The organism is Azospirillum agricola (assembly GCF_020005195.1).
Taxonomy (GTDB): domain Bacteria; phylum Pseudomonadota; class Alphaproteobacteria; order Azospirillales; family Azospirillaceae; genus Azospirillum; species Azospirillum agricola.
On the sequence record NZ_JAIFZR010000005.1, the window covers coordinates 2,216,733 to 2,239,750 of the forward strand.

The 23,018-nt window shown below is 67.8% G+C and carries 25 protein-coding genes; 23 read left to right on the forward strand and 2 right to left on the reverse strand.

The window, feature by feature from the left end; translation table 11 throughout:
- The first annotated feature begins 25 nt into the window (after positions 1 to 25).
- The 20 genes from JN22_RS25485 to JN22_RS25580 all read left to right on the forward strand — a co-directional run bounded on the left by JN22_RS25485 (position 26) and on the right by JN22_RS25580 (position 17,076).
- Entirely contained in the window at positions 26 to 355 is a 330-nt protein-coding gene (locus JN22_RS25485) for a GPW/gp25 family protein (RefSeq protein WP_223677882.1), read from the forward strand.
- Entirely contained in the window at positions 352 to 1,194 is an 843-nt protein-coding gene (locus JN22_RS25490; protein ID WP_085556552.1) for a baseplate assembly protein, read from the forward strand. The genes JN22_RS25485 and JN22_RS25490 overlap by 4 nt, the downstream gene beginning before the upstream one ends.
- Entirely contained in the window at positions 1,191 to 2,375 is a 1,185-nt protein-coding gene (locus JN22_RS25495) for a phage tail protein (RefSeq protein WP_179166221.1), read from the forward strand. Before JN22_RS25490 ends, JN22_RS25495 begins: the two co-directional genes overlap by 4 nt.
- Before the next feature lie 19 nt (positions 2,376 to 2,394).
- On the forward strand, positions 2,395 to 3,132 hold the full coding sequence (locus tag JN22_RS25500; protein WP_085556554.1) for a hypothetical protein: 738 nt from the start codon (positions 2,395 to 2,397) through the stop codon (positions 3,130 to 3,132).
- Between the two features lie 14 nt (positions 3,133 to 3,146).
- Positions 3,147 to 6,317, forward strand: coding sequence for a DUF4815 domain-containing protein (locus JN22_RS25505; protein WP_085556555.1), 3,171 nt, complete (start codon positions 3,147 to 3,149; stop codon positions 6,315 to 6,317).
- 14 nt (positions 6,318 to 6,331) lie between these two features.
- A complete protein-coding gene (locus JN22_RS25510; RefSeq protein WP_085556556.1) occupies positions 6,332 to 6,511 on the forward strand; it encodes a hypothetical protein in 180 nt (59 codons plus the stop codon).
- A 9-nt stretch (positions 6,512 to 6,520) separates the two neighbouring features.
- Positions 6,521 to 7,357, forward strand: coding sequence for a hypothetical protein (locus JN22_RS25515; RefSeq protein ID WP_085556557.1), 837 nt, complete (start codon positions 6,521 to 6,523; stop codon positions 7,355 to 7,357).
- Positions 7,357 to 8,559 (forward strand): discoidin domain-containing protein, encoded by a 1,203-nt coding sequence (locus JN22_RS25520; protein ID WP_085556558.1) that lies wholly within the window; start codon positions 7,357 to 7,359, stop codon positions 8,557 to 8,559. The genes JN22_RS25515 and JN22_RS25520 overlap by 1 nt, the downstream gene beginning before the upstream one ends.
- A 35-nt stretch (positions 8,560 to 8,594) precedes the next feature.
- Complete coding sequence (locus JN22_RS25525) at positions 8,595 to 9,302, forward strand: hypothetical protein (protein WP_143268425.1); 708 nt, start codon at positions 8,595 to 8,597, stop codon at positions 9,300 to 9,302.
- Positions 9,303 to 9,385: 83 nt separating this feature from the next.
- Positions 9,386 to 10,801, forward strand: coding sequence for a phage tail sheath C-terminal domain-containing protein (locus JN22_RS25530; protein ID WP_085556560.1), 1,416 nt, complete (start codon positions 9,386 to 9,388; stop codon positions 10,799 to 10,801).
- A complete protein-coding gene (locus JN22_RS25535; protein ID WP_085556561.1) occupies positions 10,801 to 11,316 on the forward strand; it encodes a phage major tail tube protein in 516 nt (171 codons plus the stop codon). Before JN22_RS25530 ends, JN22_RS25535 begins: the two co-directional genes overlap by 1 nt.
- 97 nt (positions 11,317 to 11,413) lie before the next feature.
- The gene (locus tag JN22_RS25540) at positions 11,414 to 11,689 is read left to right on the forward strand and encodes a phage tail assembly protein (protein WP_211099686.1); all 276 of its coding nucleotides are present in this window, start codon (positions 11,414 to 11,416) and stop codon (positions 11,687 to 11,689) included.
- Positions 11,690 to 11,712: 23 nt separating this feature from the next.
- On the forward strand, positions 11,713 to 11,841 hold the full coding sequence (locus tag JN22_RS25545) for a GpE family phage tail protein (RefSeq protein ID WP_085556563.1): 129 nt from the start codon (positions 11,713 to 11,715) through the stop codon (positions 11,839 to 11,841).
- Positions 11,834 to 14,149 (forward strand): hypothetical protein, encoded by a 2,316-nt coding sequence (locus tag JN22_RS25550; RefSeq protein ID WP_085556564.1) that lies wholly within the window; start codon positions 11,834 to 11,836, stop codon positions 14,147 to 14,149. The genes JN22_RS25545 and JN22_RS25550 overlap by 8 nt, the downstream gene beginning before the upstream one ends.
- Positions 14,150 to 14,167: 18 nt before the next feature.
- Positions 14,168 to 14,623 (forward strand): phage tail protein, encoded by a 456-nt coding sequence (locus tag JN22_RS25555; protein WP_143268427.1) that lies wholly within the window; start codon positions 14,168 to 14,170, stop codon positions 14,621 to 14,623.
- The gene (locus tag JN22_RS25560) at positions 14,620 to 14,829 is read left to right on the forward strand and encodes a tail protein X (protein WP_085556566.1); all 210 of its coding nucleotides are present in this window, start codon (positions 14,620 to 14,622) and stop codon (positions 14,827 to 14,829) included. The genes JN22_RS25555 and JN22_RS25560 overlap by 4 nt, the downstream gene beginning before the upstream one ends.
- A gap of 3 nt (positions 14,830 to 14,832) precedes the next feature.
- Complete coding sequence (locus JN22_RS25565; protein WP_085556567.1) at positions 14,833 to 15,885, forward strand: phage late control D family protein; 1,053 nt, start codon at positions 14,833 to 14,835, stop codon at positions 15,883 to 15,885.
- Positions 15,886 to 16,016: 131 nt separating this feature from the next.
- Entirely contained in the window at positions 16,017 to 16,430 is a 414-nt protein-coding gene (locus JN22_RS25570; RefSeq protein ID WP_085556568.1) for a glycoside hydrolase family protein, read from the forward strand.
- Positions 16,431 to 16,486: 56 nt separating this feature from the next.
- Entirely contained in the window at positions 16,487 to 16,654 is a 168-nt protein-coding gene (locus tag JN22_RS25575; RefSeq protein ID WP_179166223.1) for a hypothetical protein, read from the forward strand.
- A 179-nt stretch (positions 16,655 to 16,833) separates the two neighbouring features.
- Positions 16,834 to 17,076, forward strand: coding sequence for a hypothetical protein (locus tag JN22_RS25580; RefSeq protein WP_223677883.1), 243 nt, complete (start codon positions 16,834 to 16,836; stop codon positions 17,074 to 17,076).
- 456 nt (positions 17,077 to 17,532) lie between these two features.
- Here JN22_RS25580 and hisI read toward each other — a convergent pair whose 3' ends face one another.
- Positions 17,533 to 17,964: a phosphoribosyl-AMP cyclohydrolase gene (hisI, locus tag JN22_RS25585; protein ID WP_085556569.1), complete on the reverse strand. Its 432-nt coding sequence runs from the start codon at positions 17,962 to 17,964 to the stop codon at positions 17,533 to 17,535.
- Positions 17,965 to 17,990: 26 nt separating this feature from the next.
- Positions 17,991 to 19,169, reverse strand: a complete 1,179-nt coding sequence (gene metC, locus JN22_RS25590) for a cystathionine beta-lyase (RefSeq protein WP_085556570.1) — start codon at positions 19,167 to 19,169, stop codon at positions 17,991 to 17,993.
- A 289-nt stretch (positions 19,170 to 19,458) separates the two neighbouring features.
- Here metC and JN22_RS25595 point away from each other — a divergent pair, with 289 nt between their 5' ends.
- The 3 genes from JN22_RS25595 (at position 19,459) to JN22_RS25605 (ending at position 23,007) form a co-directional block, all read left to right on the forward strand.
- Positions 19,459 to 20,478, forward strand: coding sequence for a transporter substrate-binding domain-containing protein (locus JN22_RS25595; protein ID WP_085556571.1), 1,020 nt, complete (start codon positions 19,459 to 19,461; stop codon positions 20,476 to 20,478).
- A gap of 220 nt (positions 20,479 to 20,698) precedes the next feature.
- Positions 20,699 to 21,898, forward strand: a complete 1,200-nt coding sequence (locus tag JN22_RS25600; protein WP_085556572.1) for an amino acid ABC transporter permease — start codon at positions 20,699 to 20,701, stop codon at positions 21,896 to 21,898.
- Complete coding sequence (locus tag JN22_RS25605) at positions 21,898 to 23,007, forward strand: amino acid ABC transporter permease (RefSeq protein ID WP_085556573.1); 1,110 nt, start codon at positions 21,898 to 21,900, stop codon at positions 23,005 to 23,007. The genes JN22_RS25600 and JN22_RS25605 overlap by 1 nt, the downstream gene beginning before the upstream one ends.
- Positions 23,008 to 23,018: the final 11 nt, after the last annotated feature.

Consider the following 23,018-nt stretch of genomic DNA (forward strand, 5'->3'; position numbering starts at 1 on the left):
AGCATCGGAGCTTTCCATGCGCGGCATGAACGCTGCAGACGGCACCGCTTTGTCCGGGTTGAACCACCTGCGGCAAAGCATCCGCGACATCCTCACCACCCGCACCGGCACCCGCGTGATGCGCCGGGACTACGGATCCGACCTTCCAGCCCTGGTGGACCGGCCGATGAACCCGGCCCTCGCCATGGACCTCTACGCCGCCACGGCCAAGGCCTTGCGGCGCTGGGAGCCCCGCTTCCGCACGCGCCGGGTCGCCATCACCGAGGCCCGGCCGGGCCGCGTCGTCCTCTATCTGGAGGGGCTCTACCTGCCGGACGGCAAGGAAATCACCCTGGATGGGGTGGTGGTGCAATGACCACGACCATCGACCTGTCCCATCTGCCGCCGCCGACGATCCTGGAGGCGCTGTCCTACGAAGCCATTCTCGCCGGCATGAAGGCGGATCTGAAGGCCCGGCTTCCCGACTGGACGGCGGACCTGGAAAGCGACCCCGTCAACAAGCTGCTGGAGGCCTGCGCCTACCGGGAGTTGCTGCTGCGGCAGCGCGCCAACGAGGTGGTGCGCGCCAACCTGCTGGCCTTCGCCGCCGGCGCCGACCTGGATCATCTGGCCGCCTTCTACGGCGTCGCCCGTCTGGAGGGGGAGACCGACGCGGCGCTGCGGCTGCGCATCCAGAACCGTGTCCAGGGCTGGGCCAACGCGGGGGGCGCCGCGCATTACCGCTATTGGGCCCTCTCCGCCAGCCCGGATGTCCAGGACGCCGCGGTGTCCAGCCCCTTTCCCGGTCGTGTCCGCATCGCGGTGCTGGCCCGCACCGGCGACGGCACGCCGGACGCGGCCCTGCTGGACGCCGTCAAGGCGGTGGTCCTGCGGGACGACGTGCGGGTGCTGACCGACACCGTGGAGGTGGTGGGCGCCACCATCAAGCCGGTCGACCTCACGGCGCGGCTGTGGCTCTACCCGGAAACCCCGGAGCAGGTGTTCACCGAAACCGTGGCGGCCTTCCCCTCGACCCTGGCCCAGGCTCGCGGCATGGGATGGGATCTGACCCGCTCCTGGGTGATCTCCCGCCTGCATGTCGGCGGTGTCCACCGGGTGGAACTGGATGGACCGGCCGCCGACGTGGCCTGCGGGCCGGATGAATGCGTGGCGCTCGGAACCATCTCCATCACCCTGGAGGGCCGCAACCGATGACCGCCACCCTTCTGCCGCCCAGCGCCTCCGCCTTCGAGCGGGCCGTGGAGGCTGCCACCGCCGTCGACGACCGGCTTCCCAGCCTCGCGCCGCTGCGCCGGGCCAAGCTGGAGGCGGCGTCGCCGCTGGTGCCGTGGCTGCTGTGGGAATACGGGCTGGGCGAGGTTCTGCCCTATCTGGAGGATCCGCAGCGGGCGATCCGCGAGGGCGTGCTGTGGCAGCGCATCCGCGGCACGCCCGCCGGTCTGCGGGTGGCCTTCGGTTGGCGCGGCCTGGATCGGGTCCTGGTCGAGGAGAAAGGGCCGGGCGTCCATTTCGCCGAGTTCATGGTGGACACCGGGCTGGTGCCGGATTCCCGCGCCGTGCTGGATCTGATCGGGCTGGCGCGGCTGGCCTCGCCGGCCCGGTCCCGGTTGGCCCGCATCTTCCATGGCTACGACATCCGCCGCTTCCGTCTGGATTCGTCCGGGCTGGACGGCGGCGGCCTGCTGTCGGACTATAGCGGCGTCGAGGGGCCGGAGGGCGTGCGCCTCTCCTTCGGTCGCCGCACGCCGGGGGAGGCCGAACTGGGCGGCGTCCGCATCCAGGCGGTTCCGGCGCCCATCCATGCGGCGCAGGCCGCCTATGTGACCGGCTTCCGGCTGGACCGCAGTGCCCTGGATGGACCCAGGCCGCGCCTGTGGCCGCGTCTCCAGCATCTGCGCCTCGTCACCGGGGCGAACGCCACCGGGGTGCCGCCCCCCGCCGGTCTGCGGCCGGTCCGCCGCTTCACCAAGGCCCAGATCGTGCTTTCGGACGGCCCGAGGCTCGGAACCGTCAACGCCTGCACCCAACCCTTCCGCTGGGTGCAGGAGGGACCGCGCTTCATCCTGTCCAGCGGCGCGCGCCTGTCCGGCACGCCGCGAAGGCTCGTCCGGCTGCCGATTCCGGAACGTTTCATCCGCCCGACCAAGGGGGGCTCTCCGGCCTATCCGGACCTGGAGACCGCCGCCGTGACGCGCCACGCGGAGCATGTGGGAACCGCCGTCGCGGGCGCTCCCGCCGTCCATCTCGACCGCACCGAAACCGGCCGGACCTTCTCCGCCGAACACCACGGGCAGCGGTGGACCGGCGCCTTCTGGCCGCGTTCCCGCTGGTCCGGCCTTCGCGAAATCATCGGCGCCTCGCACGCCACCGCCTGAATCCTTCGGAGTTTCCGCCATGACCATACTGACGCGCAGCGGGCGCGCGGCGCTTGCTGCCGCCATCAAGGCGCAACCCCTGCACCTTGCGCTGGGGGAGGGGAACGCGGACTGGGACACCACCCATTCCGCGATCTTCGCTTTCGCCGCCGACACCGTCGCGCTGCCGCACCGCAACCTGTCCGCCGTGACGGTCACGTCCCTGGACTACGACCCCGGCGAGGTGGATGGCGACGGCGCCGTCGTGGTGCCGCCCACCGGCACGCTCTACGCGGCCGGTACGGACTACACGCTGGACTCCGCCGCCGGCACCGTGACCCGTAAGGCCGACGGCGCCATCGCCGCCGGGGCGCAGGTCTTCATCGGCTACCACGCCGACCGTCCGGCGGAGGATCCCGCGGCGACCACCCTGCGGGCCGAGGTGGGCCGCCGGCTGGTCGAGGAGGTGGAGTTCGTCACCCCCGACCCCGCCGGCGGCATCGTGGTCCCCACCGGCCGCTACGCCGTCTCGGCGACGCCGACCCAGCATCTGTTCGTCCGGGTCCGCTTCGACTTCACCGACGCGGCCACCGCCACCGTGCGCGAGCAGGCCCTGTTCGTCGGCAGCGCGACCGACCCGGCCCTGCCGGCCGGCCAGCGCTACTTCACCCCGGCGGAGGTGGATGCTCCCGGCATCCTGCTTCTGCTCCAGCATTCCGTTCCCATCGTCCGCCAGCCGTCCACCCGCGAAACCTTCGAGTTCGTGGTGACGTTCTAAGGAGCCGCCGAGATATGACCCTGGACCGTTACTACAACCTCTTCGACGCGGCGAAGCGTCACGAGGAAATCCTGTTCCTGGCCGGCGAGGGCCTCCAGGCCCGCGAGCTGAACGAGCTGCAATCCATTCTCGGCAACCGCATCGCCGGGCTGGGCGGCGCCATCTACAAGGAAGGCGACCCGGTGAAGGGCGCCGACATCGTCGCCGATCCCGACAACGGCGCCGTCACGCTGGAGGCCGGCGAGATCTTCCTGCGCGGCGCCATCCGCCCGGTGCCGGCCGGTGCCTTCACCATCCCGACCGTGGGCCGGGTTGCCATCGGCGTCCGCTACAGCGAAAGCACCGTCACCCATCTGGAGGACCCCGCCCTGCGCGATCCGGCGGTGGGGACGGATGGCTATCTGGAGCCCGGCGCCGCCCGTCGTGTCTTCTCCCTCGTCTGGGGCTGGGAGGGCGGCGCCTCCAGCGACGGCGGCGGCGGGGCCTTCCACGCCATCTACACCGTGACGAACGGTGTTCTCGACAACCGCGTGACGCCGCCGGCCATGGACGCCGTCACCACCGCGCTGGCCCGCTACGACCGCGAGGCCAACGGCGGATTCTACGTGGTGTCCGGCCTGTCGGCCGCCTTCCTGGAGACCAACGGCGGCGACCATCTGTTCTCGCTGGCCGAGGGGCGCGCCAACATCAACGGTTACAAGGTGGAGCGGGTTCACGGCGCCCGTCTGCGCTACCCGGCCGACCCGGACCTCCAGGAGGTGGAGTCGGAGCCGCACGTCTTCGCCAACGCCGGCGGCGGCTCCATGCGGATCGCCCTCAACCGCGCGCCGCTGGCGGTGGTGCGGGACGTGAAGGTAACCAAGGAGAGGACCGTCACCGTCACCCACGGCGCCTACACCGGCGCGGTCGACACCCTGCCGGACAGCACGGTGGTTCAGGTGGTCTCGGTCGCGCAGGGCGGCACCACCTACGCGGTGGGCACCAGCTACACGGTGTCGGGCGACGAGATCGACTGGAGTCCCGGCGGGGCGGAGCCGGCTCCCGGCAGCACCTACACCGTGACCTACCGCTACATCGACAGCGCCGCCTGGAGCGCCGCCGACGACGACGGCTTCACGGTGTCGGGCGTGGTGAACGGCACCACCGTCTATGTCGATTACGCCTGGAAGATGCCGCGCGTCGACATGCTGGTGATGAACCAGGGCGGTGAGGTGTCGCGCCTGAAGGGCGTCTCCCGCACACGGCAGCCGTCGGCGCCGGTTCCCCCGTCCGACGCGCTGGCGCTGGCCTCGGTCACCCACGACTGGCGGCTCGCCAACAAGCCGGTGGTCCGCAACATCGCGGTGCGCGCCATCCCGGTGTCCGACATCGAGGACATGCGCGGCCACATCATGGAGCTGTACGGCCTGTGGGCGACCTCCACCCTGCGCACCGACGCCAGCATCCGCGAGGCCGGCGCCAAGAAGGGCGTGTTCGTCGATCCCTTCATGGACGGCAGCGGGCGTGACGCCGGGGTGGTGCAGTCGGCGGCGATCGTCGGCGGCATGCTGACCCTGCCGATCGGCGTCAACGGCATCTACACGGCGCCCTCGGGCTTCACCACGCTGGACTACACGCTGGTCCCGGTGCTGGAGCAGGTCCAACGCACCGGCTCGATGAAGGTGAACCCCTACCAGGCGTTCGACCCGGTTCCGGCGAAGGTCACCCTGACCCCGGCGGTCGACGAATGGACGGTGACCAACACCAGCTTCACCGACGACAGCACCGAGCGCTTCATCCGCACCGGCCATTTCGTGCCGGGCGTGTCGCGCGCCGTGTCCTCCAGCACCGAGGTGTCGGAGACGGTGGTGGCGCTGTCCTCGGTGTCGGCGCAGTTCCTGCGCCAGCTCACCGTGCAGTATGTGGCGGAGAATTTCGACCCGGCCGAGCGGCTGGATTTCCTGAAGTTCGACGGCATCGACCTGACCCCCGGCACCCGCCCGGCGGCCAACGGCTCCGGCGTGCTCAGCGGATCCTTCACCATTCCGGCCGGCGTCCCCGAGGGGGCCAAGCGCGTCGAGTTCCGCGGCCAGAACGGCAGCTACGGCGTCACCACCTATGTCGGTCGCGGCGTCATCACCACGGAGACGCGCCGGCGCATCGTCACCATCTCCGAGTACCATGTCGATCCGCTGGCCCAGACCTTCATGCTGCCGGACACCCGCGTGCTGCACGCGGTGGACCTGTGGTTCACGGCGAAGGGTGGCCCATCGCCGGTCATCGTGCAGATCCGCGAGACGGAGAACGGCATCCCGACCCGCACCGTGCTGACGGAGGGGCGCATCGCGGCCTCGGCCATCGTCACCGGCGGCGGGCAGACCCGGATCGTCTTCGACCCCTTCGTCGCCCAGGGCGGCCAGGAATACGCCCTGGTGATCCTGACCGACGACGCCGACCACGCGGTGGCGGTGGCGGAACTGGGCAAGTACGACCCGGTCAACGGCTGGGTGACGCGCCAGCCCTACCAGATCGGCGTTCTGCTGTCCTCCAGCAACGCCGTGACCTGGACCCCGCACCAGGAGAAGGACCTGACCTTCCGGCTGCTGGCGGCGGAGTATTCGAGCACGCCCAAGGAGATCACGCTCGGCACCTACAGCGTCACCGCCGTCTCGGACATGATCGCGCTGGCCGCGGTGGAGCGTCCGGCGGCGAGCACGGACGTCGAGTTCGTGGTGGTCGACGCCTCCGGCCGGATCCACACGCTGACGGAGATGCAGCCGCTCAACCTGGCGGACGCCATCACCGGCAACGTGACGGTCAAGGCCCGGCTGACCGGCGGCGGCGCCGTCTCCCCGGTGCTCTACCCGGCGGCCAAGACGGCGATGGGCAAGCTGGAGGTGACGGCAGACTACGTGTCGCGTCGCTTCCCGGCGGGCACTGGCTTCGCGCTCACCGTGGCGCTGGAATGCCTGCTGCCGGGGACGGCCACCGTGGCGGTCTACGCGGAGAGCGCCTCGACCGGCAACTGGGTTGCGGTGCCCTTCTCCAGCGGTTCGCCGGTGGGCGACGGGTGGGAGGAGCGGGTGTTCAAGGCCACCGGCCTGACCGGCGTCGGCACCGACAAGACCACGCGCCTGCGCATCGTGCTGAACGGCTCGCCGGCCAACCGGCCGTATTTGCGCAAGCTGACCGGCATCGCTCTTTGACGGGGAGGTTCGGCATGGCCGTTCCACACGACGACCGGACGGGGAGGGGGTACCCGCTCCCCCATCCGGACAATTTCCTGCACGACGACGCCAACCCGGCGGACGGCGACGTGATGCGCCTGCGCACGGCGCTGCGGACGATCAACGACGACATCGAAGAAGTCGAAATCCTGGCCTTGGCGCTGGGGAACTAGGAGGCACCCATGCCGCTTGACCTGACCAATCTTCAATCCGCGATCCAGTCCAGGGTCGATGCGCTTGGGTCGTCCTCGGACGAGAAGACCCTGCTGCTGCTGTCCAAGGCCATCGAAGCGGCGGTGGGGAACGTGGCGGTGTCGGAAATCGTCAACGCCACGGCGGAAGGCCTGTCCGATATCGAGGCAAAGCGCGTTGCCGAGGTGCAGGCCGTGCTTGACATGGCCGCTACGCGTATAGCGGCCATCAACGCCATGGATGCCGTGCTGAAATCCGGCAGTACGATGACGGGTGACCTGAGGGCGCCCGTGTTTTACTCCCCCGCGCATGTCGCGGAAGGGGGAAACCCCGTGCACAGTTGGAACGAAACCTACGCGGGGGCGAACGCGAAGCGCTGGGACATCATGGCGATTTCGGGAACGCTGACGTTCCGCATCGTGGATGACATGTACAACGCAGCCAAGTCTTGGATGGAAGTTGGCCGAACCGCCGTTTCCTCCGCATGGGTGCGTTTTACCACTGCTGTGCGGGCGCAAAGGATCGGATTGACGGATGGACCGTCCATCATACCCGATTTCAATGCCGGAAACGCGTTCACGGTGACGCTGACCGGCAACCGCACGCTGGCAAATCCGACCAATGTTCCGTCTGACCACCAGGGCGGCTCCATCACCATCCGGCAGGATGGGGCTGGAAACCGCACATTGTCCTTCGGGTCGGCATGGAAATTCACCAACGGGGCGATCCCCTCGTTGTCCACCACGCCGAATGCAGTGGACAAGCTTGTCTATGAAGTTTTCGGTCCGACGGAAATCCACGCCGATCTGCGCAAGGATTTCAGATAATGCTCATCGGCTCAATGATGCTTGGCGGAGCGCCATCGACTCCCCGTCGCTATCTGCGGCTCGCGTGGCCGGGGGCGTTCAATTCATACCAAGGCTTCAACAACGTCCGGTTCCTGATCAACGGTACGGCCTATCCCCCACCAATGACCGGGGCCAACACGCCGTTCCCATACGAGGTCAGGGGCTTGAACTTCATGAGAGATTTCTTCGGTGGTCAGGAGGAACCTTATGTTTGGCGCGCCTTCGACGACCCCTCTGCGAATTCGGTTTGGTACTATCCAGGCGCCGACGCGAACTGGCTCCAGGTCGACTTCGGTGTGGGGATGCGCGTTTGCCCTGACGCGATTTCGATCACGCCACGATCGCTCGATCCAAATTATCCGGGGGGCATCAAAAGCCCGTTCACCCTCCTGGGGTCGAACGACGGATCAACCTTTGTCGAAATGGCGGTTGTTTCGCACCCCGGCACGGCCTGGACGCCCGGGACATCGATGACGCTTTCCACGGGGTTGATTGGCCAAATCCTTGCCGCATCGGTCGTTCGTTACGGTTTCACAGGCGCAGACCAGGTCATCACGGTTCCTGCCGGAGTCACGAAGGGGCTGTTCTATCTGTGGGGCGCCGGTGGCGGTCACGGGGGCAGCACCGCGGGTGGCGAGGGTGGCTTCACGGTGGCCGAACTCTCCGTAACGCCGGGGCAGAGCTTCACGCTCATGGTTGGGGAGGCTGGTCGGAAGAATCAGACACGCGCCTATCCCAGCGGCGGCCGATGTGGCGATGTGAACTCAGGAGGCGGCGGCGGCCGTAGCCAGATATCCGATGGGACCGGCATAGTCTTGATCGCTGGCGGCGGTGGCGGGGGTGGGTGGAACGGTAACGGAGGACGGGGGGGCGGCCTCAACGGTGAGGGCGTCCCGAATTCCTCCGGGGGCGGCACACAGTCGGGCGGCGGCGGCACGAACGCCAACTATCTGTATGGCGGCGACACCGGCAACAGCGGCGGCGGCTACGGTGGCGGCGGCGATGGCCTGTATGGCGGTGGCGGCTCCGGCAGCGACAGCGGCGGCGGCGGCGGCTCCGGCTATGTGCGTTCGGGGCTGCAAGGTGCCACCGCCATTGGGCGGGCGGCCTTTCACCCTCTGACCCAGAGCGGAATTGGAACCTCGGGCAACCACGGCCAGATCGCCGTGGCGTGGCTTTAGGCATCTCCGCTCGAAGATTTCCGAAAGGGCTCGAAATGATTCCGATTCCTTGTGTCATTGTCGATGAAAGCAATGCGGTTGGGCGTGTCTTCAATTGGCCGGAAGATTTCGAAGGACCGGACGGCGTTCGCCATCCATCCGCTGTGTGGGCGTCCTGGACCCCTGACGGTTTCGCGGAGCGGTGCCCCGGCTGGACCGCCCGGCAGTTGATCGATGAGGCGCCGTCCGGCACAGGCAAGCGCGCCGAGCGATTGCCGCAAGATCAATGGAGAGTTGGCGCCAACGCCGTGACCGTCGCCTACGAACTGGTGGATTTGACCGTCGACGAACTGGCCGCACAGGCCGGCATTGCCGAAGCGGCGCTCAAGAACGCGCGCGCCGCCGCCGTTGCGGCCAACAACGCCGCCGCTGGTCGGGTTCGCGAGGCGTACTTGACCGCAGTGCCGGGGCAGGAAACCACATACGCCGCCAAGCAGGGCGAGGTCGCTCGCTGGGTTGCCGAAGGCCGCCCCGCCGACGTGAATCCCGAATTCTACCCATGGGCCGGCGACCGTGCCGAACTGCGGAACGTCACTGCTGCCGACGTGCTTGCGGAGTGGCAGACGGTCACCAACGGTTGGGAGGCGATCGGTCGGCAAATCGAAAAGGAGCGGGAACGTGTCAACGACATGATCGCCGCCTCCGGCAGTTTGGCTGACATCGAGGCAGCCCGCATGAGCGCCGTCTACCCGTCCTCCTCCTGACATTCCCTCTCTTCACCTTCCCATGCTCCATAGGCCCGGCTTCTTGCCGGTCTTTTTATGCCCGAATGAAAGGCGAGAGCTTCATGCCCGAACAGTTCCTCCATGGTGTGGAAGTTGTCGAGATTGACAACGGCCCGCGCCCGATCCGCACCGTCAAATCCTCCATCATCGGCCTTGTCGGCACCGCTCCCGAGGCGGACGCCATCGCCTTTCCTCTGAACAAGCCGGTCCTGGTCGCGGGCTCCCGCGCCCAAGCGGCCAAGCTGGGCGCCGCCGGCACCCTGCCGGCGGCGGTCGACGGCATCTTCGACCAGGCCGGCGCCATGGTGGTGGTGATCCGCGTCGCGGAGGGGACCGGGGCGGACGATGCCGCCAAGGCCGCCGCCACCCTCACCAACATCCTCGGCGGCGTGGACGGCGCCACCGGCGCCTACACCGGCGTCCACGCCCTGCTGGCCGCCCGCACGGATCTGGACCTGACCCCGCGCATCCTGTGCGCGCCGGGCTTCACCCACCAGCGCACGGTCGGCGGCGTCACCGGCGCCGTGGTGGCCGCCGGCGGCAGCGGCTACGCGGCCGGCACCACCAGCGTGACCATCACCGGCGACGGCACCGGCGCCGAGGCCACCGCCACCGTGACCGACGGCGCCGTCACCGGCATCACCGTCACCAAGCCGGGGCGCGGCTACAGCAGCGCCACCGTCACCATCACCGGAGCCGGCACCGGCGCCGCCGCCACCGCGAACCTCGGTAACGTCGCCAACGCGGTGGTGGCCGAACTGCTCGGCATCGCCGAACGCATCCGCGCCGTGATCATTGCCGACGGCCCTGGCAGCACCGACGAGGCGGCCGTCGCCTACCGCGGCGACTGGGGCTCGCCGCGCGTGTTCGTGGTCGATCCCTGGGGACTGGTGATGAAGGACGGCGAGCCGGCGGCGGAACCGCTGTCCGCCCGCGTCGCCGGCCTGATCGCCAAGACCGACAACGACCGCGGCTTCTGGTGGAGCCCCTCCAACCAGGCGATCAACGGCATCGTCGGCACCTCCCGCGCGGTGGACTTCACGCTGGGGGATGCGAACTGCCGGGCCAATTACCTGAACGAGCACGAGGTCGCGACGGTCATCCGCGAGGACGGCTTCCGCCTGTGGGGCAACCGGAGCTGCTCCAGCGACCCGAAATGGGCGTTCCTGTCGGTCCGCCGCACCGCCGACATGATCAACGACAGCCTCCAGCGGGCGCATCTGTGGGCGGTCGACCGCAACATCACCCGGACCTACCTGGAGGACGTCACGGAAGGCGTCAACGCCTACCTGCGCAGCCTCACCGCGCAGGGCGCCATCCTCGGCGGCCGCTGCTGGCCCGATCCGGACCTCAACTCGGCCGCCAACATCGCGCAGGGCAAGGTCTTCTTCAACTTCGACTTCACCCCGCCCTATCCGGCCGAGCACATCACCTTCCGGTCGCATCTGGTGAACGACTACATTGCGGAGATCCTGTGATGGCGATCCAACTCCCCCGCGTCCTGAAGAATCTGAACCTGTTCATCGACGGCTCCGGCTATGCCGGCCGCGTGGAAAGCGTGGTCCTGCCCAAGCTGTCCCTCAAGACCGAGGAGTACCGCGCCGGCGGCATGGATTTGCCGGTCGAGGTCGACGTCGGCATGGCCAAGCTGGAAGCGTCGCTGGTCCTTTCCGACTTCGATCCGGCGCTGTTCGCATCCTTCGGTCTTCTCGACCTCGTCGGCATTCCCGTCACCATCCGCGGTGCCTTCCAGGCGCAGGGCAACGCGGAGGTGACGTCGGTGGTCGTCAACCTGCGCGGCGGGTGGCGGGAGATGGATGTCGGAACCTGGAAGGCGGGGGACAAGTCGACCCTCACCCTCGCCGTCGCCGCCCACTACTACAAGCTCACCGTGAACGGGGAGGAGCTGGTGGAGATCGACGCCATCAACATGGTGCGCTCCATCGGCGGCGTCGACCTGCTGGCCGCCCAGCGCGTCGCCGTCGGCCTCTGACCCTCTTTTCCCGATAGCCACCACGGACAGGGCCGGCGCGGCGACACCGCCGCCGCCGGCCCTGTCGTTTTTAAATCCCGACATGGGGAGCATGGATATGAACGACACGCAGACCATCGGGCCGCGCCGCGTCGCGCTGAGCGTGCCCATCGCGATCGACGGGCAGGAGACGGCGGAGATCACCCTGCGGCGTCCCAAGGTCGCCGACCTCCGGCGCATGGACGCCGTGAAGGGCGGGGACCTGTCCAAGACGCTGTGGATGATCGGCCAGCTCGCCGGCCTGTCGCCGCAGGAGGTCGACGAGATCGATGCCGGGGACCTGGAGGCCATCGCGGAGGTGGTCGCGGGTTTTACCGGGAGGGGGCGGGAGTAGCCCCGGACATTCTGTGGGCGGCCATGGCGGACGTGGCCGCCGTCTTCCACTGGCCTCCGTCCGCGATGGACGAGATGGAGCCGGCGGACCTGCTGCGCTGGCACGGGCTGGCGCGGGAACGCGGCTCCATGACCGGAGGGATGCATGGCTGAACAGGACCCCACCCTCGCGGGTAAGAAGTTTTCGGAACTCGTCAAGAAGATGGGCAACGTGACGGCATGGGTGTCCGACGCCGTCGCGGGCATGAACCGGGACCAAAGCGTTTCCAACTTGGTAAAGACCATCAAGAGGCTGGCGCGGGAGGGGCTGGAGGCTCGGGCGGGGGTTCGGGGGTATGTCCCCGGTCCGGCCGGCGCGCGTGCGGCCAGGGTCGGACCGGGCCTGTCGTCCTTGAAAACCTACCTGACGCAGCGCGGCGAGGCGGTACGGGCACAGTTCGAGAGGTTCGAGAAGCACGCCAAGCTCTCCGCCATGGGGGACCGCTTCAAGGCCGTGGGAGGGCAGATCGTCACGACCCGCGAGCAGGCGTCCGGTTTGGCCGGCTTGACCGGGCAGGGCCTGTCGGCCTTGTCGGGTGCGCTGGCTTCCACGGGGAAGAGCGCCCTCAGGGCGTCGGCGGATTTCGAGACGTACAAGGCCGTCCTGACCACCATCATGGGGGAGGACAAGGCCAAAACCTCCATGACGTGGATCGACGAGTTCACCCGGAAGACACCCTTCAAGCTGGCGGGAGTGACCCAGGCCTTCATGACGTTGAAGGGTGAAGGCATCGATCCGATGGATGGGACCCTTCAGGCTCTGGGGGACGCCGCCGCCGCCACCGGCAAGCCGCTGAACGACCTGGCGGAGGCGTTCGCCGACGGTGCCGGCGGCGATTGGAAGGGGCTGAAGAAACTCGGCATCACGCTCAAGAAGACCCAGGGCGACATGATGTCGATGACCTACACCGACAAGAGCGGTCGGGAACAGACCATCGAAGCGGCGAAGAAGGACAGCGAGGCCATGCAGGCGGCCATCCTGCATGTCCTCAAGGCCAAGGGGTTCGGCGGAACCCTCGATGCCCTGTCGCAAACCTGGGATGGGATGTGGTCCAGCCTTCAGCACAGCCTGTCCGGCTTCCTGCGCATGATCGGGGACGCCGGGGCCTTCGAGTCCCTGAAGGGCAAGCTGCGGTCCATCCTGGAACTGATCGCCCGATGGAAGGCGGATGGCACCCTCCAGGCCTGGGCCAACAGGATATCCGACAGCCTGAAAACGCTGTTCGATTTTATCGAGGCCAAACTGACTGGGGTGGATTGGGGGAACCTGTTCACGACGGCGACCACCGCCGTTTCGGATTTCGTGGGGTGGGTCCAGCGTGCCGTGGCCTATGTCGGCGGCTGGGAGAACGCCGTGCTGATCCTCGTGGCGGCCTTGAACGCCAACCTGCTGCTGTCTCTGGTCGGTCTTGTTGGCCAGTTCGCGGCCCTGGTGCCGTTGATGGCGCGCGTCATCGTGGCGGTGGCGAGCCTCAACCCGGTACTGGCCTTGATCGGAAGCCTCGCGATGGCGGTGTATCTGATCTACGAGCATTGGGGAAACCTTCCGGCCTTCTTTGCGAGCGTGTTGAACGCAATCGCTCCGATGGCTCAAGGCGTGATGGATGCCTTGCGCACTGCCTTGGAGGGGGCGTCCTCTTGGTTGTCTGATTTCTGTGATGGTGTCCGCGCTGCCTTTGAAGAGGGGTTCATCAACGGGATCATCCATGTGGTCGATAGAATGACCCTCCGGCCCTACCTTGCCAAGATCGCCCAGGAGGCACTGCTGTTCCTCACCGGTATCGATCTCTACGCCATCGGCGCGGAGTTGATTCAGGATCTGTGGGGAGGCATCAAGGCCAAATGGGCGGAACTGGAGTCCTGGCTGACCGATAAATTAAAAAGCCTGACCGACTGGATTCCGGATGTGGCCAAGGACAAGCTTGGCATAACGGCGCCCAGCGGTACGCTGACGGTTCCACCGGCCAACGAGAACCGGAGCGCGGTGGAACGGGTGGCTGCTTCCGGGAGCAAGGCGCTGGCCGCCGGGCTGATGGCCGCGACCCTGGCGGCCGGGCCGGTGGCGGCGTCCCCCACCGTGGCGAAGGCGGCGTCCTCCGCTCTGCCGGCGGTGGAGAATGCGGGCAAAATTCCGGGCGCCGCCTTGGCCGTTCCGGGCGGAGCGGGCGCCCCGTTCCTGTCCCTGTCCCCATCACCAATTGCCCCGTCGCCCATCGCCCCGTCGCCGCCCGGCTCACCGCCCGGCCCGTCATCCGGCAATGTGGTGAACGCGCCGGTGAACGTGTCGATCACCGTCAACGGGATGGCGGAGCTCGATGCCTTGCGCCGGGAGACGGAGAGCGCGGTGCGGTTCGCTCTGGCCGAGTGGACGTCCCGCCAGCAAGCGGACGCCGAGGCGTCCCTGTTCGACCAATGGGCATGATCACTGACGGAGACCGGCATGGCCGAGCGCATCATGTTGGGTTTGGGGGATTTTCGCTTCGAGGTGGGGACCGCCGCCTACCAGTCCATGAAGCGCTCCCAGTCCTTCCGGTGGGGAAAACAGGACCGGATCGGCCGCTCGCCGGCCCTCCAGTTCACCGGCCCCGACCTCCAGACCGTGGAGTTGACCGGAGTCATCCATCCCGCCTTCCGGGGCGGCCTGGGGCAGATCCCGCGGATGCGGGAGATGGCGGCCCTGGGCACGCCGCTGGAACTGGTGGCCGGCACCGGCACGGTGTTGGGCCTCTGGTGCATCACGGAGGTCAGCGAAACGGGCACCGTCCTCACCGACGACGGACGCCCCCGCAAGGTGGAGTTCACCTTGAAGCTCCAGGAATACGGGGACGACGCGCCGGACGTCATCATCCTGGAGGAAACGACCGGCCCGGCCGGAGGAGAGGAGGATCAGCCATGACGCTCCAGTATGTGAGCAAGGCCGGCGACACAGCCGACGGCATTGCGTGGAAGCGGTACGGCGCCCGTTCCGGCACGGTGGAAGCCCTGCTGGACGCCAACCCCGGCCTGGCCGACCAGGGCGCCGTGCTGCCGGCGGGGCTTCTCGTCACGTTGCCGGAGCCTCCCGCGGAGACGGCGCGGGCGGTGATCAGGATTTGGGGGTGACCGATGCGGCCAGCCTTCCGACTGTTGGCGGGCGGGGCGGACATCACCGCCAACATCAAGGACCGCCTGCTGTCCATCACCTACCACGACGAGGCGGAAACCAAATCCGATCGTCTCACCATCCGGCTGGACGATCGGTCCAGACCGGGAAGCGGAGCCCATGTGGCTCTGCCGGATGTCGGCACCCGGCTGGAGCTGTCGCTGGGGTATGAGGGGAGCGGGCTGGTCGCCGTCGGCTCCTTCACCGTGGACCGCATCAAGCACAGCGGCCCGCCCGCCACGCTGGAGGTCGGGGCCACGGCGGCCGACATGCCGGGCCCGTTCCGCTCCCCGGCGTCCCGGTCCTGGGACGGCACCACGCTGGGGGCCATCGCGCGGGAGATCGCCGACGCCCATGGCTACCGCGCCAAGGTGGCGGCGGCGCTGGACGCCGTGCCGGTGGAGCACGAGGACCAGACCAACGAAAGCCCGATGGCCTTCCTCAACCGTCTGGCGGCCCGGCATGACGGGGTGGCCAAGCCGGTGAACGGATTCCTGGTGCTGGCTCCGAAGGGCACGGCCAAATCCGTCACCGGCCGGTCCCTGCCCGCCGTTTCCCTGCGGCCGGAGCGGATGTCCCGCTGGGACTTCAGCTATTCCGCCCGGAAGGAGGCCGGCGAGGCCGCCAAGGACGGGACCGGCAAGGCCGGCAGCGGGGGAGGGGTGCGGACGGTCTATTGGGACAAGGACGCGGCCCGGATGGTCGAGGTGACGACGGGCTCTGCGCCTTACCAGAACGCCCGTTTCGCCTCATCCGATCCACGGGCCGCCAAGGCGGACGCGGCCTCCACGAAGAACCGGAAGGACCGCGAGAAGGCCGAGTTCTCCGCCACCTGTCCGGGGGACCCGGCGTTCCAGGCGGAACAGAGGCTGGTTCTCGGCGGATTCCGGCCGGGGATTCCCACCGAATGGCGCCTGACCAGCGTCGAGCATAAGCTGGAGAACGGCGCGTACTCGATGTCGATCAAGGCGGAACTGTTCAACGGCGCGCAGGCGGACGCGGCGCAACCGGAATGACGTCCATCCGGATGGCCGGGCCTTGCGGCCCGCGTTGCTCCGCGCGCCTCGTCCTCCCTCCCATCTCCGGCCTCGCAAGGTTCGGCGGTTCCGGCCGCCGATTGCCCATCGCAAACGCAAAGGTGTCTTCCATGCCCGACGTGACCAAGCTTAAAGCGGATTTGATCCGCGACGAGGATCTGCGGTTGAAGCCCTACCGCTGCACCGCCGGCAAACTCACCATCGGGGTGGGCCGGAACCTGGAGGATGTCGGCATCGTCAGGGAGGAAGCCATGCTTCTCCTCGACAACGACATCGCCCGGATCACCGCCGATCTCGACCGCGCTCTGCCCTGGTGGCGGACACTGTCGGAGCCCCGCCGGCGCGCCTTGGCCAACATGGGCTTCAATCTCGGCATCGACCGCCTGCGGGGCTTCCGCAAGATGCTGGCCGCCCTGGAGGCCGGTGATTGCGCCCGCGCCGCGCTGGAGGCGGAGGACAGCCTGTGGGCCCGTCAGGTCGGCGGGCGCGCCGCCCGCATCATTGGAGCCATCCGCAACGGGTGATGGCCGCCGGCCGCGGCGATCACCCGGCAAAACGATCACGCAGAAAGGAGAATCCCATGTTCCAGGTCATCCTCCGTGCCCTGTCCCAGCCCTCGACCTACGCCGGTCTGTCCGGCCTGGCCGGAGCCGCCGGGCTGTCCGCTCCGGAATTCCAGGCGACCGCTTCGCTGCTGGCGGCCCTGTTCGGGGCCGTGGCCGTGTTCGTGAACGAGCGCGGCGCCTGATCCTTCGTTTCGCTTCCACCCGGCGGGTGGGAAAAGGCCCCCGGCGCTTCGGCGCCGGGGGCCTTTTTGCGTTGCGGAGCGGTTCCCGGAACCGGGACCGGCATTCCCCGTTTCACAGGCTCGGCGGGGCCGGTATTCTGAAGGCCGGGTTCCGCCATGGCCGATGTCGAGGTGCTGTCTTGGGATGGATCGTCAGAACGCTGGTCTTGTGCTTCATCGTCGGCTTCATCCTTTCGGTGTTGCGGATCGATCCGGCCAGCATCCTCACCGACAGCTGGGAGACGGTTCGCGACATCGCCGAGCTGGCGCTCGACGCGGGGCGCTGGGCCTTGCCCTATATCCTGATCGGCGCGGTGATCGTCGTCCCCCTGTCTGTGCTGGGCGCCCTGCTGCGCTGGTCGCGCTCGCGCCATCGGCCGTGACATGGGCAGCCGCGGGCAAAAAAATAGGAGGCGCCGTTGCCGGGCCTCCTAAACAGGGAGGGTTAGAGACAATTCAAACAATAGGCCCGGCGGAAGGCTTCTACCTTGATCCACATCAACGGGCCAGTTGTTTGCGCTCCCAAGCGGAAAGCCGCACGAAAAAACCGGAGCATCCTGGGATGCTCCGGTCCAGTGATATACAGGGAGGGTTAGAGACGGACGAACCCTAGGCGGATCGCCTAGGTCCTTCGTTGATCTGCATCAAATTAAGGCAAAATCCATCGGACCACTTCAATCCGTCGGATGGGCAAAAAAAGGCCGGACATCCAAGAGAATGTCCGGCGCAGTCGTATACAGGGAGGGTTAGAGACAAGGCGATGTCTATACCCTTCGTCTGGGCCTCAACATGACATGGATCAAAAGACCGCCATGGCGGGAGCCGGCATGCCGGTTCGGTCATCCATGGTTGTGATCGTGCCCGTGATGATTCTGGCCGTAGAGCACGCTGGGATCGGTTTCGACCGCCTGGATCACCTCCAGCTTGCCGTCGCGCCATGCCCGGTAGAAGCAGCTCCGCCGGCCGGTGTGGCAGGCGACTCCATCCTGCTCGACGATCAGAAGCAAGGTGTCGCCGTCGCAGTCGACGCGGAAATCCTTCAGCCGCTGGACCTGCCCCGACGTCTCGCCCTTGCGCCACAGCCCGCCGCGCGAGCGCGACCAGTAGCAGACCCGGCCGGTGCTGAGGGTCTCGATGACCGCGTCGCGGTTCATCCAGGCCATCATCAGAATCTCGCCGGTGCCCTCGGCCTGCGCGATGGCCGGAACCAGACCGTCCGCCGTGAAGCGGATGGCGGCCAGCACCTCCTCGAACGCGGTCGCGTCCGTCATGCCCGTATCTCCTGGAAAATCCGCCCTCACAGGGCGGCGTTGAGGCGTCGGAACGCGTTGTCGAGGTCGCGGATGAGGTCGTCGGGATGCTCCAGCCCGGCGTGCAGGCGCAGCACCTGACCCGGATCGGTCCAGCGCGTCGCCGTGCGGATGGCGGCCGGGCGGGTCGGCAGCAGCAGGCTCTCGAAGCCGCCCCAGCTGTAGCCCATCCCGAACAGCTCCAGATCGTCGACCATCGCGGCCAGCGCCGCGCGCGGCACCGGGTTGATGACGATGGAGAACAGACCGCTGGAGCCGGTGAAGTCGCGCTTCCACAGCGCGTGGCCGGGGAAGTCGGGGCGCGCCGGATGCAGCACGCGCGTCACCTCCGGCCGGGATGCCAGCCAGTCGGCGAGGATCAGCGCGCTCTCCTGGTGCTGGCGCATGCGCACCGACAGGGTGCGCAGGCCGCGCATGCCGAGGAACAGGTCGTCCGGCCCGGCGCAGGTCCCGAAGCGGGTCGCCGCCTTCTTCACCGGGGTCCACAGCTCCTCGTCGCGGCAGGTAATGACGCCGAGCATCGCGTCGGCGTGGCCGACCATGTATTTCGTCGCGGCGTGGATCGAGACGTCGACCCCATGGTCGAAGGGCCGGAAGAACAGCGGCGTCGCCCAGGTGTTGTCGAGCAGCACGGTGGCGCCGACCGACTTCGCGGCCTCGGCGATGGCCGGGACGTCCTGAATCTCGAAGGTCAGCGAGCCCGGGGATTCGAGGAAGACGACGCTGGTGTTCGGGCGCAGCAGCGCCGCGATGCCGGCGCCGATGCAGGGATCGAAGAACTCGACCTCGACCCCGTAGGGGATCAGCGTCTCGCGGGCGAACCGCCGCGTCGGGCCATAGACGCTGTCGCTGACCAGCACATGGTCGCCGGCCTTGGTGAAGGCGCTGAGCGCGGTGGCGATGGCGGCGAGGCCCGACGCGGTGTGGACGGCGCGCCAGCCGCCTTCCAGCGCGGCCACCGACTCCTCGAAGGCGAAGCTGGTCGGTGTGCCCATGCGGCCGTAATGCACGCCTTCCAGCTGGTTGCGGTCGCTCGCCTCCAGCGCGTCGAGCGTCGGGAACAGCACGGTCGAGCAATGATAGACCGGCGGGTTGACGATGCCGTGGTTGTCTCGCGGGCTGCGGCCGGCGTGAACCAGGAGGGTGTCCGTGGTGGCGTTCTTCATCGGCTGTCCGTTTCGCGTGGAAGCTGTTTTGGGCTGGCCGGACATCTTGTCATCCCGTTCCCCGCGCCGCCATCACAGATTCGGCGCCAAGTCCCGGATGCCGTTGGGTTCTTCCCCAACCTCCTAGCCGAACAGAGGATTCGACAAGTCGGATAAAGTTGATGCACTCTTGTCACACGCGCATGGCTGCCGCGCGATCCGGACGGGTGTCCGGCGTTGCCAGGGGCCGGACGCGTCGTCACGCCGCTCAAACGCGGATAACGCAAGAACAGGGTGGAGCTTAAGCATCATGAAATCCGGAATCCTGGCCGCCGCCGCTGCGGCCGTGGTTGTTACCGCTACCGCCGGTGCCGGCGCCGCCACGCTGGACACCGTCAAGCAGCGCGGCTTCGTGCAGTGCGGCGTCAACGCCGGCCTGCCGGGCTTCGGCAACCCGGACAGCGCCGGCAACTGGACCGGCCTGGACGTCGATTACTGCCGCGCCGTCGCGGTGGCGATCTTCAACGATCCGAACAAGGTCAAGTTCACCCCGCTCTCCGCCCAGCAGCGCTTCCCCGCCATCCAGTCGGGCGAGGTCGACCTGCTGTCGCGCAACACCACCGTCACGCTGACCCGCGACACCTCGGTCGGCCTGAACTTCGCCCCCGTCACCTACTATGACGGCCAGGGCTTCATGGTGAACAAGAAGCTCGGCGTGAAGAGCGCCAAGGAGCTGAACGGCGCCACCGTCTGCGTCCAGTCCGGCACCACCACCGAGCTGAACCTGGCCGATTACTTCCGCGCCAACAACATGAGCTACAACCCGGTCGTCATCGAGTCGAACGACGAGGTGAACGCCGCCTACTTCGCCGGCCGCTGCGACGTGCTGACCACCGACGTGTCGGGCCTCGCCGGCACCCGCGCCGGCGTCGCCCCGGTTCCCGACGACCACGTCATCCTGCCGGAGGTCATCTCCAAGGAGCCGCTGGCTCCCGCCGTCCGCCATGGCGACGACCAGTGGTTCGACATCGTCAAGTGGACGGTCAACGCGACCATCCAGGCGGAGGAGTTCGGCATCAACTCCAAGAACGCCGACGAGTTCGTCAACTCGAAGAACCCGGACATCCAGCGCTTCCTCGGCACCTCGCCTGGCCTCGGCAAGGCGCTCGGCCTGGACGAGAAGTACGCGCTGAACGTCATCAAGAAGGTCGGCAACTACGGCGAGATCTTCGACCGCAACGTCGGTCCGGGCACCCCGCTGAAGCTGGAGCGCGGCCTGAACGCGCTGTGGACCAAGGGCGGCCTGCAATATTCGGCGCCGTTCCGGTAAGCCGGTCGGCAGTTCGGTCTGAGGGGGGCCGCCCGCCGGAAACAGGGGGCGGGCGGCCCGCCAAGTGAGAGAGCGACCGCGAAGGGGACCAACGAATTCCCCACGCATCACGTCGCATTGGGAGACATGTCGCATCCGACGGTGTGGGAAAAAGCCCGGAACAACGTCCGGGACCGCGTGGGCACCGGATGGAGCGCGATGGTTCGAGGGAGAGTAGTCCGTGGCGACCGAGACCCGGACCACCCAAGGCGCGCCCGCGCCGGGTGGCTCATCGTTTTCCCTCAGCGACCCGACGTTCCGCGCGGTGGTCTACCAGCTTCTGGTGGTCGGCGCGGTCGTCCTGGTCGGCTGGTTCCTGATATCCAACACGCTCGACAATCTGGCACGGCGCTCCATCGCCACCGGATACCACTTCCTGGAGCGTGAGGCCTCCTTCGGCATCGGCGAATCGATGATCGATTATTCGCCGAAGGACAGCTACGGCCGGGCCTTCCTGGTCGGCGTGCTGAACACGCTGAAGGTGTCGGTCATCGGCATCGTCCTGGCGACGGTCCTCGGCACGCTGGTCGGCGTGGCGCGGCTGTCCAGCAACTGGCTGATCGCCAAGCTGGCCTCGACCTTCGTCGAGATCGTCCGCAACGTCCCGCCGCTGCTGCAACTCTTCTTCTGGTACGCGCTGGTGTCCGACAGCCTGCCGCCGGTGCGCAACGCGCTGAACCCGGTGCCGGGCGTCTTCCTGTCGCAGCGCGGCCTGTGGGTGCCGTCGCTCAGCGCCAGCCCGGTCTGGGCGACGATGGGCATCGCCTTCGCGGTCGCCGTGATCCTGACCATCTTCCTGAACCGCTGGGCCAAGGACCGGCAGGCGCGGACCGGGCAGATCTTCCCGGTGGGCCGCGCGGCGCTGGGTCTGCTGATCGGGCTGCCGCTGATCGCCTACGTCGCCGGCGGGGCGCCGACGGCGCTCGACATGCCGCGGCTGGCCGGCTTCAACTTCGTCGGCGGCATGGCGCTGTCGCCGGAATTCTTCGCCATCCTCACCGGCCTGACCGTCTACACCTCCGCCTTCATCGCCGAGGTGGTGCGCAGCGGCATCGTCGCCGTCAACTGGGGCCAGACCGAGGCGGCCCGCGCGCTGGGCCTGCCGAGCGGCCCGACGCTCCGCCTCGTCATCCTGCCGCAGGCGCTGCGGGTGATCGTGCCGCCGCTGACCAGCCAGTACCTGAACCTGACCAAGAACAGCTCGCTGGCGCTGGCCATCGGCTATCCCGATCTGGTGTCGATCGCCAACACGACGCTCAACCAGACCGGCCAGGCGATCGAGGGCGTGACGATGATCATGGGCACCTACCTGACCATCAGCCTCAGCATTTCGATCTTCATGAACTGGTACAACAAGCGCATCGCGCTGGTGGAGCGGTAATGGCGACGACCGACAACGTCCAACCCGTCGGCCTGCCGGACGAGCGTCCGCCGGCCAACACCATCGGCCCCGTCGCGTGGCTGCGGAACAACCTGTTCAACACCTGGTACAACGCCATCCTGACGGTGCTGGTGCTGGCCCTGCTGGGCTCGGCGATCCCGCCCTTCCTCGACTGGCTGCTGATCAAGGCGCACGGGCTCGACTCGACCTCGCAGGAATGCCGCCAGGGCGGCGGCGCCTGCTGGGGCTTCATCAGCGAGAAGCTGCGCTTCATCATGTTCGGCACCTTCCCCTACGCCGAGCAGTGGCGCCCCTTCGTGACCATCGCGATCTTCATCGCGCTGTTGCTGGCGAGCTGCGACCGCCGCTTCTGGAAGCCATGGTTCGGCCTCGTCTGGGCCGCCGGTCTGGCGGCGGTGGCGATCCTGATGTGGGGCGGCGTGCTCGGCCTGACCTATGTCGAGAACACGCTGTGGGGCGGCCTGCCGCTGACCATCATCCTGTCGGTGATCGGTCTGGCCGTGGCCTTTCCGGTGGCGATCCTGCTGGCGCTCGGCCGCCGTTCCAACATGCCGGCGGTCAAGGTGCTGTGCGTCACCTACATCGAGCTGATCCGCGGCGTGCCGCTGATCAGCCTGCTGTTCATGGCCTCGGTGATGTTCCCGCTGTTCCTGCCCAACGGCGTGTCGGTGGACAAGCTGCTGCGCGCCCAGGTCGCCTTCATCATGTTCGCCGCCGCCTACATGGCCGAGGCGATCCGCGGCGGTCTCCAGGCGATCCCCAAGGGGCAGTACGAGGCGGCCGACGGGCTCGGGCTGGGCTACTGGCAGAAGATGCGCAAGATCATCCTGCCGCAGGCGCTCGCCGTCGCCATTCCGCCGCTGGTGAACACCTTCATCAGCTTCTTCAAGGACACCTCGCTGGTCATCATCATCGGCCTCTACGACCTGCTCGGCACCGCCAAGGCGGCGCTGTCCGACCCGGCGTGGCGCGGCTTCTACCGCGAGGCGTACCTGTTCATCGGCGTCATCTACTGGATCTTCTGCTACAGCATGTCGAAGTACAGCCAGAAGCTGGAACGCGACCTGAACCGCAGCCATCGCCGCTAAGGGAGTACAAG